Annotated in this window: 8 protein-coding genes; 3 read left to right on the top strand and 5 right to left on the bottom strand. The window is 72.6% G+C overall.

Annotation, left to right across the window (positions count from 1 at the left end; translation table 11 throughout):
• The gene (locus OHT01_RS07225; protein WP_328552293.1) at positions 1-1,524 is read right to left on the bottom strand and encodes a M1 family metallopeptidase; all 1,524 of its coding nucleotides are present in this window, start codon (positions 1,522-1,524) and stop codon (positions 1-3) included.
• A 202-nt stretch (positions 1,525-1,726) separates the two neighbouring features.
• Here OHT01_RS07225 and OHT01_RS07220 point away from each other — a divergent pair, with 202 nt between their 5' ends.
• Positions 1,727-3,664 carry a Xaa-Pro dipeptidyl-peptidase gene (locus OHT01_RS07220; RefSeq protein ID WP_443043362.1) on the top strand — a complete coding sequence of 646 codons (1,938 nt, stop codon included), beginning with the start codon at positions 1,727-1,729 and terminating at the stop codon, positions 3,662-3,664.
• Positions 3,665-3,689: 25 nt separating this feature from the next.
• On the opposite strand, the gene OHT01_RS07215 is transcribed toward OHT01_RS07220, so the two are convergent.
• Positions 3,690-4,652 carry an FAD-dependent oxidoreductase gene (locus OHT01_RS07215; RefSeq protein WP_328552291.1) on the bottom strand — a complete coding sequence of 321 codons (963 nt, stop codon included), beginning with the start codon at positions 4,650-4,652 and terminating at the stop codon, positions 3,690-3,692.
• Positions 4,653-4,718: 66 nt separating this feature from the next.
• Here OHT01_RS07215 and OHT01_RS07210 point away from each other — a divergent pair, with 66 nt between their 5' ends.
• Both OHT01_RS07210 and OHT01_RS07205 read left to right on the top strand, forming a co-directional pair.
• Entirely contained in the window at positions 4,719-5,738 is a 1,020-nt protein-coding gene (locus OHT01_RS07210) for an oxidoreductase (protein WP_328552290.1), read from the top strand.
• 413 nt (positions 5,739-6,151) lie between these two features.
• The gene (locus OHT01_RS07205; RefSeq protein ID WP_328552289.1) at positions 6,152-7,792 is read left to right on the top strand and encodes an ABC-F family ATP-binding cassette domain-containing protein; all 1,641 of its coding nucleotides are present in this window, start codon (positions 6,152-6,154) and stop codon (positions 7,790-7,792) included.
• Positions 7,793-7,866: 74 nt separating this feature from the next.
• Here the strand turns inward: OHT01_RS07205 and OHT01_RS07200 are convergent, their stop codons facing one another.
• From OHT01_RS07200 to OHT01_RS07190, 3 genes are all read right to left on the bottom strand, one after another.
• Positions 7,867-10,266: a Tex family protein gene (locus tag OHT01_RS07200; RefSeq protein ID WP_328552288.1), complete on the bottom strand. Its 2,400-nt coding sequence runs from the start codon at positions 10,264-10,266 to the stop codon at positions 7,867-7,869.
• Between the two features lie 153 nt (positions 10,267-10,419).
• A complete protein-coding gene (locus tag OHT01_RS07195; RefSeq protein WP_328552287.1) occupies positions 10,420-11,286 on the bottom strand; it encodes an SCO6745 family protein in 867 nt (288 codons plus the stop codon).
• Between the two features lie 88 nt (positions 11,287-11,374).
• Positions 11,375-12,118: an enoyl-CoA hydratase/isomerase family protein gene (locus OHT01_RS07190; protein ID WP_328552286.1), complete on the bottom strand. Its 744-nt coding sequence runs from the start codon at positions 12,116-12,118 to the stop codon at positions 11,375-11,377.
• Positions 12,119-12,135 lie beyond the last annotated feature (17 nt).

The following is a 12,135-nucleotide window of genomic DNA, read 5'->3' as shown; positions in this document are numbered from 1 at the left end:
TCAGCCGGAGTGGACCGCGTCCGCTCGGCCCGAGTGGACCGCGTCGGTGGCGGCGATCTTCTTCCAGGACTTCGGCCGGGCCACGGCACCCTTCGCCGCCGGGGCCGGAGCGACTCCCGCGCTCCGCGCCGCGGGTGCCGCCGGCTTCGACGGCTGGAACAGCCAGGTGTCGAAGAGCGCCCCGAGCGAGGTGCCCGACACCTGCTCGGCGTACTTCCGGAAGTCATCGACCGACGCGTTCCCGTACGCGTGCTCCTTGGGCCACCCCTTCAGGATGGCGAAGAAGGCGTCGTCCCCGACCTGGTTGCGCAGCGCCTGCACCGCCAGCGCGCCCCGGTCGTAGACCGCGATGTCGAACTGGTTGTCAGGACCCGGGTCGCCGGGCGCCACCGTCCAGAAGGCGTCGTCCGCCGGATGCGAGGCGTACACGTAGTCCGCGAGCTCCTGCGTCGTGCCCTCGCCCTCGTGCTCCGACCACAGCCACTGCGCGTAGCGCGCGAAGCCCTCGTTGATCCAGATGTCCTTCCAGCCCTTCAGCGACACGTCGTCGCCGTACCACTGGTGCGCCAACTCGTGGACGACCACGGAGGTGTTGGAGCCGTTCGCGAACTGCTTGGGGCTGTAGTACACCCGGGTCTGGGTCTCCAGCGCGTACCCGGTCGTGGTGTTGGGCACGTAGCCGCCGGCACTGCTGAAGGGATACGGCCCGAAGTAGCCGCTCAGCCAGTCGACCAGCTCCCCCGTCCGCTCGACACTGGCGCGCGCCGCCCCGTCGTTGTCGCCGAGGTCCTTGCTGTAGGCGTTGACGACCGGGACGCCGCCCTCGGACGTGCTGGTCGTGATGTCGAACTTCCCGACCGCGAGCGTCGTCAGATACGTGGCCTGCGGCTTGTTGGACCGCCAGTTGTAGCGGGTCCAGCCGAGCCGTGAACTCGTCGACTGCAGCGTGCCGTTGGAGATCGCCTGGGTGCCGTCCGGGACGGCCACGGACACGTCGTACGTCGCCTTGTCGAGCGGGTGGTCGTTGCTCGGGTACCACCACCACGCCGACTCGGGCTCGTCCGCCGCGACCGCCCCGTCCGGAGTGCGGTGCCAGGTCGAGAAGCCGTACGCGCTCTTCGTGGAGGGCACCCCGCTGTAGCGGACGACGACGGTGACCGGCGTGCCCTTGGCCAGCGGCGTGGCCGGCGTGATCTCCAGCTCGTGCTGGCCCGAGGTGGCGAACGACGCCTTCGCGCCGTTGACCCGTACCTCGCTCACATCGAGCAGAAAGTCCAGATCGAACCGGGACAGGTCCTGCGTGGTGGTCGCCAGGAGGGTGGCCGTGCCCTCCAGCTCGTCGGTCCGCGGCTGGTACGTGAGCCTCAGGTCGTAGTGCGAGACGTCGTATCCGCCGTTGCCGTAGGCCGGGTAGTAGGGATCGCCGATGCCCGGTGCTCCCGGCGTGTAACTTGCCGCCGATGCCGGGATCGCCAGCAGCAGGGAGGCGGCGAGAGCGCCCGGGGCGATGAGTCTGCGGTGCACGTCAAGCTCCAAGTCGTCGGGGCGTGAAGTCGGTCCGGAGCCTATTCAGTCCCGGTGGCCCCGGTCATGTCCACGGCCACCCCTGTCACACGATCGCCATTCGGCCGACATGACCCGCCCGGCCCAACGACCCCTCATGGACCCTCTGTCGCAAGGGAGTTGACCGGGGTACGTTCCGCGCATGCCGATATCATCGCGCCGCATGCGCTTCATGACCTGGAGATCGCTCGCGACGGCGGCCGTTGCCGCCCTGATGGCCGCGTTCCTCACCCCCGTCGCCGCACACGGCGCTCCGCGGGAGAGCACCCCGGTCTATTCGTACGAGAACGCGATACGGGAGTCCGTCTGGGTCGACACCGGTCTCGACGGCGACAGCGACGGAAGGAACGACCGGGTCGCCGTCGACATCGTCCGGCCCCGCGAACTCGCCCGGCAGGGCCGCAAGGTCCCCGTGATCATGGACGCCAGCCCGTACTACTCCTGCTGCGGGCGCGGCAACGAGAGCCAGACCAAGACGTACGACGCGAACGGCCACGTCGTCCAGATGCCCTTGTTCTACGACAACTACTTCGTGCCGCGCGGCTACGCCTTCGTCGGCGTCGACCTCGCCGGCACCAACCGCTCCGACGGCTGTGTCGACGTGGGCGGCCGCTCCGACGTCCAGTCCGCCAAGGCGGTCGTCGACTGGCTGAACGGCCGCGCCAAGGGCTACACCACCCGCACCGGCGCCGCCACGGCCAGGGCCACCTGGACCAACGGCAGAACCGGCATGATCGGCAAGAGCTGGGACGGCACGATCGCCAACGGCGTCGCCGCCACCGGGGTCAAGGGCCTGAAGACCATCGTGCCGATCAGTGCCATCTCCTCCTGGTACGACTACTACTTCGCCAAGGGCGCCCCGCTCTACGACTCCGGCCCCGACTGGCTGTCCGGCTACGTCGACAGCCCCGAAGCCGCCACCAAGTGCGCCGCCGTGCAGCGGAAGCTCGTCGACGGGGCGCCGCGCACCGGCGACTGGACATCGCTGTGGACCGAGCGCGACTACGTCAAGAACGCCGCGAAGGTGAAGGCCAGCGTCTTCCTCGTCCACGGCATGCAGGACCTCAACGTCCGCACCAAGAACTTCGGCCAGTGGTGGGACGCCCTCGCCAAGAACGGCGTCGAGCGCAAGATCTGGCTCTCCCAGACCGGCCACGTCGACCCCTTCGACTACCGCCGCGCCGCCTGGGTCGACACCCTGCACCGCTGGTTCGACCATGAACTCCTCGGCTACGACAACGGCATCGACCACGAGCCCATGGCCGACATCGAACGCCACCCCGACCTGTGGGCCACCTCCGCCGTCTGGCCGCCCCGCACCACCAGCGCCACGACCCTGCGTCCGGGCACCGGCACGCGGCCCGGCGTCGGCACCCTCGGACTGCGCGGCAGGTCCGGAACGGAGACCTTCACCGACGACCCGCGGCTGAGCGAGACCGACTGGGCCGCGCACATCGACCAGCCGACTCCCGACAAGGCCGGCTTCGCCACCGGGCCGCTCACCCACGACCTGCGGCTCTCCGGCTCCTCCAAGGTGACCGTCACCGCCACCCCGACCACCTCGACGGCCCACCTCTCCGCGGTGCTCGTCGACCTCGGGCCGGACACCATCCGCGACTACGCGGGCTCCGGCGAGGGCATCACCACCCGCACCGACCGGACCTGCTGGGGCGCGAGCACGACCGGCGACAGCTCCTGCTACCTGGCGACCGAGGCGGCCACGGCGGACGTCGGCTACACGGTCGTCAGCCGCGGCTGGGCCGACCTCGGCAACTACGCCTCGGGCCAAGGCGTTCCGCTCACCCCGGGCCGGGCGTACACCATCACGCTGGACCTGGCGCCCACCGACCACGTCGTCCCGAAGGGCCACCGGCTCGCGCTGATCGTCGCGGGCACCGACAGGGATCTGATCGACCCGCCGTCCACGACACCGACCCTGGCCCTAGACCTGTCCCGCACCTCGGCCCGCGTCCCCCTGGTGGGAGGCGCCGACGCGTTCGCGCGGGCCACGGCCGGCTCCAAGGCGGCCCCGGCCGCGTCCGTCCTCGACGGCGTACACGCACCGCGCGGCACGCTCCGTGTCCCGGGGGAGGACCACTGATCCCCTGACGGAGTCCAGAAGGAGATCAGCGGGAGGCGGCCGGGCCGACGAGGCCGGCCGCCTCCCGCGCGCAACCCCACGCCACCGTGACTCCGGCACCACCGTGACCGTAGTTGTGCACCAGCACCCGGCCGTCCGGCAGGACCTCGCGCTCCAGCCGGACCGTGTCACGCACCGGCCGCAGCCCCACCCGGTGGCCGAGCACCCGTGCACCGGCGACCCCGGGACGCAGTGCCGCGCACCGCCCGACGATCTCCTCCGCCACCTTCGGATCGGGGACCCGCGACCAGTCGTCCTCGTCGGTGGTGCCGCCGAGGATCAACCGGCCCGGCTGCGGGAAGACGTACGTCGTCGTCCCGGCCGCCGGGTCAGTCGAGACGAGCCATTCGTCGATCCCGGGATTCTCGACGATCACGAGCTGTCCGCGTACGGGCCGTACGGCCGGATCCGGGACGAGGTCGCGGGCGCCGAGGCCCGCGCAGTTGACGACGACCGGGGCCCTCGCCTCCGCGAGGTCCGTCACCGTCCGCTCCTCGACCGTCCCGCCGGCCCGCAGGAACCGGTCCCGCAGGAGACGCAGATGCACGGGCATGTCGATCAACGGCAGCCGCGCCCGCAACGCGGTCCCCGGATAGTCCTCGGCCGACGCCGCCCGCAGTCCGGGGACCCGGGCCGCCCAGGAGCCCAGTTCGTCCAGTCGCGTCTCGCCCATGACCCCCTCGACCAGGCGTACGCCACTCTCCTCCGGTCGCGCCGCCAACTCCTCGTACACGGACAGGGATTCGAGCGCCCACTCACGGGCGAGCGCCTTCGGCTCGATGCGGTACGGCCACCACAGCGCCCCCGCGACCGCCGAGGTGGTCAGCTCGGCGGGCTCCCGCGCCCACACCCGGACGCGCCGGCCGGCCTCGGCCAGCACCACGGCCGTCGTCAGACCGACGACCCCGCTGCCGACCACGATCACGTCGCCGCTCCAGGGCTTCTCCATGCCGGGACGGTAGCGGAATGCGATCCGCCGTGGTCACATCACTCTCCGTCCGGGGATACTCACAGCATGTCTGCCGAGTACGCCACGTTCGGCCTGGCACCGGCGATGCGTGCCGGTGGAGTCCTCGCCAACGGTGACTACCAAGCGCACCGGGACTTCGTCGACTTCATCGTCGACGGACGCCCGCTGCTGTTCCAGCTCTCCGATCTCGACGCCGTCTCCCCGCTCGCCTCCGACGTACCGCCCGCGATCTTCACCGCGCAGGTGCGCGGTCTCCTCCTGGAGGCCGACGCCCCGCTCGCGGGAGGCAGGTACGTCATCTACGGGTGTCCCGAGTGCGAGAACATCGAGTGCGGTGCCGTCACCGCGCTCATCGAGCGGGACGGCGACGACTACGTCTGGCGTGACTTCGCCTGGCAGACCGGCGACCGGGCCGACCTGGAACGCAACGGCTATCACGGCACCGGGCCGTTCCGCTTCCACGGCGCCGTGTACCGCAGCGCGCTGAGCTCCCTGCTCGACCGGGGCGCGGGAGCCCGCCGCCGGGTTCTGCTGATCGGCGCCCGGGGCGCGCTGCTCGCGAAGCCGGCCGCCGCCCTGCGCGCCGTCGGTATCGGCGCCGACATCGCCCGCGACACCACGGGGGTCCCGGCGGACGAACTGCGCGCCTACGGCGCCGTGGTGTTCGGCCGGGGCGCCCCCGAGGCGGAACGGGCCGCCGTACGGGAGTCGTTCCGCGGCGCAGGCGTCGACGTCGCCCAGGTCGTCGGTCTCGCCCCGATCGTCCCGCTGCTGGTCGCCCAGATCGAGCACGCCCTGGACCGCAGCCCGCGGGAACTGCGCCGGCTCACCCGCCTGGTCGCCGCCACGGACGAGGCCGGGGTCGAGGTCACCTCCACCTGCCGGGTCCGGCTGACCGCGTACCGCCTGGACCGCCTCTCGCGCACCCGCGCGCACGACGTGTTCGACGGAGTCCTGGAACCCGGCCACCACCGGATCCCGCTGGAGACCAGGGCGGTGAAGGGGGAGTCGTTCATCGTGGCCCGCACGTCCGGAGGCGTCCTGGTGGCGGCGATGCCGCACTGAGCGACGGCCGCGCGGTCGAGCGAGCCGCGGGGCCGCCGCCTCGGGCGGCCCGGGACACTCGGCCCGCCGCCCCTGGCCGCCCGAGGCGGCAGGCCGAGTGCCCCGGGGCGTCGGTCCCCGGCGGTCCCGGCGACCGTGAGTCGCCGGCCGGGTCAGGAACCTGGCGGTCCCGCGAGCCGCGGGCCGGGTCGAGGCCCGGCCGGCCCGGCCACCGGGGAAGCGATGGGCCCGGCGGCGCCGAGAACCGGCGGACCCGGTGACGGAGGCCGCGCCGTGCCGAGTGGTCGGGGCGGCGGCGATTCCGGTGGCGGATCGAGGGGCGAGGCGGCGGGGGCCCGGTGACCGGGGCCTTCAAGGGGCCCGGAGAGCGGCGGCGCGGGGTGGTGCCGGGGCCCGTTAAAATCGGCCCCCTGATGACTGCCACTCTCGTCGCCAAGAATCTCACCGCCGGACACGGCGACCGCGCCCTCTTCGCCGGGCTCGACCTCGTCGTCGCGCCCGGCGACGTGATCGGGCTCGTCGGCGCCAACGGCGCGGGCAAGTCCACGCTGCTGCGGCTGCTCGCCGGTCTCCTCGCCCCGGAGGCGGGCGAGCTGCGGCTCTCCCCGCCCTCCGCGACCGTCGGGCACCTGCCTCAGGAGCCGGAGCGCCGGGAGGGCGAGACCGTACGGGACTTCCTCGCGCGCCGCACGGGCGTCGACGAGGCCCAGCGGGTGATGGACGAGGCGACCCAGGCGCTCGTCGACGGAGCGCCGGGCGCGGACGACGCGTACGCCACCAGCCTGGAGCGCTGGCTCGACCTCGGCGGCGCCGACCTCGACGAACGGGCCGAGGAGGTCGCCGACTCCCTGGGGCTCGGCGTCGGACTCGACCAGTTGATGACGTCCCTGTCCGGCGGCCAGGCGGCCCGCGCCGGACTCGCCTCCCTCCTCCTCTCCCGCTACGACGTCTTCCTGCTCGACGAGCCGACCAACGACCTCGACCTGGACGGCCTGGAGCGCCTGGAGCGCTTCGTCTCCGGTCTGCGAGCCGGGACCGTCGTCGTCAGCCACGACCGCGAGTTCCTCACCCGCACGGTCACCAAGGTCCTCGAACTCGACCTGGTGCAGCAGCAGATCACGCTGTACGGCGGCGGCTACGAGGCCTATCTCGAAGAGCGCGAGACCACCCGCCGGCACGCCCGCGACGACTTCGACGAGTACGCCGACAAGCGGTCCGCGCTCGAAGGCCGGGCCCAGATGCAGCGGGGCTGGATGGACAAGGGCGTCAAGAACGCCCGGCGCAAGGCGAACAACGACAACGACAAGATCGGCCGCAAGTTCCGCAGCGAGGCCAGCGAGAAGCAGGCCGCGAAGGCCCGGCAGACGCAGCGCATGATCGAGCGGCTGGACGTCGTCGAGGAGCCGCGCAAGGAGTGGGAACTGCGCATGGAGATCGCGGCGGCCCCGCGATCGGGCGCCGTGGTCGCCACGCTCCGGGAGGCGGAGGTGCGCCGCGGGGGCTTCGCCTTCGGTCCGGCGACCCTCCAGATCGACTGGGCGGACCGGGTGGCCGTCACCGGCGCGAACGGCGCCGGCAAGTCGACCCTGCTGGGCGCGCTGCTCGGCCGGGTCCCGCTGTCAGCGGGCCACGCCACGCTCGGCTCCGGTGTGGTCGTCGGCGAGGTCGACCAGGCCCGCAAGCTCTTCCACGGCTCCGAGTCACTGCTGGACGCGTTCGGCGCGGCCGTCCCGGACACGGAACCCGCCGAGGTCCGCACGCTGCTGGCCAAGTTCGGCCTGAAGGCGGACCACGTCCTGCGTCCGGCGGCCACCCTCTCCCCGGGGGAGCGCACCCGCTCGGCCCTGGCTCTCCTCCAGGGCCGCGGCGTCAACCTGCTGGTCCTCGACGAGCCGACCAACCACCTCGACCTCCAGGCCATCGAGCAGCTTGAATCGGCCCTGGACTCCTACGAGGGCACGCTCCTGCTGGTCACCCACGACCGCCGCATGCTGGACGCGGTCCGCACCACCCGCCGCCTGGAAGTGGCGGACGGCAAGGTGACCGAGCACTGAGTCCGGTCGGAGCACGCTGAGCCGGACCGCGGAGGGGGCCGGCCGCCGATACGGCGGCCGGCCCCCTCCATGCGTCAGCCCCGGCCCCGCTTGGGGTCGGTCAGGCCCGCGCGCCGCAGGGCGTCCGCCATGGCGCTGTTCGCCGGCGGCGGAGCCTGACGGGAGCCGCCACCGGCGCCACCGCCCGTGCCGCCTCCCGCACCGCCGCCGCGGCCCTGCCGCTGCTGGCCGCGCTGCTGGGGCGGCCGCCCGCCCCGCTGGGGACGGCCGCCGCCCTCGGCGTCCGGGGCCGCCGCCTCGTCGTCCAGCCGGAGCGTCAGCGAGATCCGCTTGCGCGGGATGTCGATGTCCAGCACCTTCACCTTGACGATGTCGCCGGACTTCACGACGTCCCGGGGGTCCTTGACGAACGTCTTGGACATCGCGGAGACATGGACGAGCCCGTCCTGGTGGACGCCGATGTCCACGAAGGCGCCGAACGCGGCCACGTTCGTGACGACCCCCTCCAGGACCATCCCGGCCGCCACGTCGGAGATCTTCTCGACGCCGTCCTTGAAGGTGGCCGTCTTGAAGGCGGGCCGCGGGTCGCGTCCCGGCTTCTCCAGCTCCCTGATGATGTCCGTGACGGTCGGCAGACCGAAGGTCTCGTCGACGAAGTCGGCCGCCTTCAGCGAGCGCAGCACACCCGTGTTGCCGATCAGCGACGCGACCTCGCTGCCCGCCGACTTCACCATCCGCCGTACCACCGGGTAGGCCTCGGGGTGCACGCTGGACGCGTCCAGCGGGTCGCTGCCGCCCCGGATCCGCAGGAAGCCCGCACACTGCTCGTACGCCTTGGGGCCCAGCCGGGCCACGCCCTTGAGGGCCGTACGCGAGGTGAAGGGACCGTTGGCGTCGCGGTGCGCCACGATGTTCTCCGCGAGGCCGGACGTGATGCCGGAGACCCGGGCCAGCAGCGGGGCGGAGGCGGTGTTCACGTCCACGCCCACGCCGTTCACACAGTCCTCGACCACCGCGTCCAGCGAACGCGACAGCTTCACCTCGGACAGGTCGTGCTGGTACTGCCCGACCCCGATGGACTTCGGGTCGATCTTCACCAGTTCGGCCAGCGGGTCCTGGAGGCGGCGCGCGATGGAGACGGCGCCGCGCAGCGACACGTCCATGTCGGGCAGCTCCTGGGAGGCGAACGCGGACGCCGAGTACACCGAGGCGCCCGCCTCCGACACCATCACCTTGGTGAGGTTCAGCTCCGGGTGCCTGGTGATGAGGTCACCGGCGAGCTTGTCGGTCTCGCGCGAGGCCGTGCCGTTGCCGATCGCGATCAGGTCGACCGCGTGCTCCTTGGAGAGCCGGGCGAGCTTGGCGACGGCCTCGTCCCAGCGGTTGGCCGGGACGTGCGGGTGGATGACGTCGGTGGCGACGACCTTGCCGGTCGCGTCGACGACGGCCACCTTCACGCCCGTACGGAAACCGGGGTCCAGGCCCAGTGTCGCGCGGGTGCCCGCGGGGGCGGCGAGCAGCAGGTCCCGCAGGTTCGCCGCGAAGACGTCCACCGCCTCGTCCTCGGCGGCGGTGCGCAGCCTCAGGCGCATGTCGATGCCCAGGTGCACGAGGATGCGGGTGCGCCAGGCCCAGCGGGCGGTGTCGGTGAGCCACTTGTCACCGGGCCGGCCGCGGTCGGTGATCCCGAAGCGGTGGGCGACGATCCCCTCGTACGACGAAGGCCCCTCGGTGGGCTCCTCGGGCTCCAGGACGAGGTCGAGGACGTCCTCCTTCTCGCCGCGCAGCATGGCGAGGGTCCGGTGCGAGGGCAGCGCCTTGAAGGGCTCGGCGAAGTCGAAGTAGTCGGCGAACTTGGCGCCCGCCTCCTCCTTGCCCTCGCGGACCTTGGCGGCGAGCCGTCCACGCACCCACATCCGCTCGCGCAGCTCGCCGATCAGGTCGGCGTCCTCGGAGAAGCGCTCGGTGAGGATCGACCGGGCGCCGTCCAGGGCGGCCTGCGGGTCGGCGACGCCCTTGTCGGCGTCCACGAAGGCCGCCGCGGCGGCGAGCGGGTCCACCGACGGGTCGCCGAGCAGCCCCTCGGCCAGCGGCTCAAGACCCGCCTCGCGCGCGATCTGCGCCTTCGTGCGCCGCTTGGGCTTGAACGGCAGATAGATGTCCTCGAGGCGCGCCTTCGTCCCGGCGGCTCTGATCTGTGCCTCGACCTCGGCGCTGAGCTTGCCCTGCTCGCGCACCGAGTCGAGGATCGCGGCCCGCCGGTCCTCCAGTTCCCGCAGATAGCGCAGCCGCTCCTCGAGGGTGCGCAGTTGCGCATCGTCGAGCATCTCGGTCGCTTCCTTGCGGTAGCGGGCGATGAAGGGCACCGTCGAACCGCCGTCGAGCAAGTCGACGGCGGCCTTGACCTGCCGTTCCCGTACGCCGAGTTCCTCGGCGATCCTGCCTTCGATGGACCCTACGAGGGGTGTCGTCACGATCCCGTACCGCCTTCTCCACTGAGGTTGCGCGGCAATTGTGGCAGGTGACACCGACAACGGGGGCTCAGGGCGGCACTCGGCGGGGTCGCGCGCCGCGGGCCGGAGCGGTTCGCGCTCCCGGCGCGCGGCGCCGGGAGCGGCTCGGCCCCCTCAGCCCTTGCCGGTCATCCCCTCCGGGAACGCGCCGGCGGCGAACGCCGTCATCAGCAGGCTCTTCGCGATCTCGGTGAGCCGCTCCACCCCGGCGGCGCCCAGGTGCTCGTAGGGGGCGCGGTCGAGGCGGTCCGTCCGGGCCTCGATGTCCTGGCGCAGGGCCGCACCGGCCGGCGTCAGCTCGCCGTCCGCGTCGAGCAGCCCGCGCTCCCGCAGCCGCCCGGACGCCGCCTCCCAGTCCTGCCGGGACCAGCCGCGCGTGCCCAGCACCCACCGGGGGGCCATGCCCTTGCCGGTCGCGGTGTGGCTCACCAGGGCCTCCACCGGGTCGAGCTCCGCGTCGAGCAGCGCCGCCAGGTGACCGTCGCCGCGGTGCTCGCGCAGCAGGGTGGCCGCGTGCCAGAGCGCCAGGTGCGGCTCGTCGGGGACCGGGAGGTCCGCGTGCGCGGCGTACAGGGGGCGGGCGGTCGAGCCGCAGGCCTCGGTCGCGCGCAGGGCGAGCTCCGCGGCCTCGGCGACCTCCGCGGAGGCGATGACGTCCTCGCCGAGCAGCCGCCTGAGTGTCGCGTCCACGGCACGCGCGCGTGCCGCGAGCACCGTCTCCGGGGAGGCCGTCCGCCACACCGCGGGCACGTGCTCGGCCACCAGATCGTGCCGGAAGTTGAAGAAAGTCGCCGTCACCGTGCCGGCGCCGACGGCGCCCATCGCGGCGGCCCGCACCGCGAAGTACGCGGTGCGCTCGTTCCCGACGCCGACCGCGGCCAGCTCACGCCCCAGATCGGGTGAGAAGTAGTGCGTCGAGTGCAGCGGGTTGAGCACGTTGTGGCAGCGCCGCCCGGCGCGCTCCGGCAGGGGAGGAGTCATGCCCTCCACATTACCGACTGGTTGGTATGCCGGGAACAGGGAGGCCCGAGACGACCGGAAGGGCTGGTCCCGAAGGGCCGGTGGCCCCTCAGGGAGTCCAGGTGAACCGAGGCTGTCTGCGCTCCAGGAAGGCGGTGACCCCCTCCGCGGTGTCGCCGCCGGCGCGCGCCTGCTCCGTCCAGTACGCGTCGCGGTCGGTGCGCCCGTTCGCGAACTCCTTCGCCGCGGCTTGTGTGAGCAGCGAGCGCGTGGCCAGGACGCGGGTGAACTCCGCGACGCGCTTGTCGAGTTCGCCCTCGGGCAGCACCTCGTCCACCAGCCCGGTGCGCAGTGCGCGCCCGGTGTCGATCAACTCGCCTGAGAAGAGCAGGTACTTGGCGGCGGACGGACCCACCAGTGCCGCCAGCCTCCGGGTGGAGGAGGCCGGATAGACGATGCCGAGCTTCGCCGGAGTCACGCCGAACAGTGCCCCCTCCTGTGCGAACCTCAGATCGCAGGCGGCCGCGAGCTGGGACCCGCCCCCCACGCAGTAGCCGCGGATCGAGGCCAGCGTCGGCTTCGGGAACGCGGCGAGGGACTCCTCGGCGAGCACGGCGAGACCCTGGGCCTCGGCGGGTGAGTCCTTGAGGGCCGAGATGTCGGCACCGGCGCAGAACGTCCCGCCCTCACCGGTGAGCACCAGCGCGTGGACGTCGGCGCGGACGCTCAGCTCGTCCAGCAGGGGCGGCAGCGCTCGCCACATCGGCGTCGTCATGGCGTTCCGCTTGGCGGGGTGATGGATGACGACGGTGGCGACCCCGGCGTCGACGTGGTGCAAAAGCTGCGGCTCCATGGGCCGGATGCTATCGG

The organism is Streptomyces sp. NBC_00358 (assembly GCF_036099295.1).
Lineage (GTDB): Bacteria > Actinomycetota > Actinomycetes > Streptomycetales > Streptomycetaceae > Streptomyces.
Note: the sequence above shows the minus strand (reverse complement) of the source record. Positions and strands in the feature narration are given on the sequence as shown.

Coding starts and splice junctions, on each gene's coding strand:
- OHT01_RS07215 (WP_328552291.1), bottom strand. CDS start 4,652: ATGGAGAAGCCCTGGAGCGGCGACGTGATCGTGGTCGGCAGCGGGGTC.
- OHT01_RS07220 (WP_443043362.1), top strand. CDS start 1,727: ATGCGCTTCATGACCTGGAGATCGCTCGCGACGGCGGCCGTTGCCGCC.
- OHT01_RS07205 (WP_328552289.1), top strand. CDS start 6,152: ATGACTGCCACTCTCGTCGCCAAGAATCTCACCGCCGGACACGGCGAC.
- OHT01_RS07190 (WP_328552286.1), bottom strand. CDS start 12,118: ATGGAGCCGCAGCTTTTGCACCACGTCGACGCCGGGGTCGCCACCGTC.
- OHT01_RS07210 (WP_328552290.1), top strand. CDS start 4,719: ATGTCTGCCGAGTACGCCACGTTCGGCCTGGCACCGGCGATGCGTGCC.
- OHT01_RS07195 (WP_328552287.1), bottom strand. CDS start 11,286: ATGACTCCTCCCCTGCCGGAGCGCGCCGGGCGGCGCTGCCACAACGTG.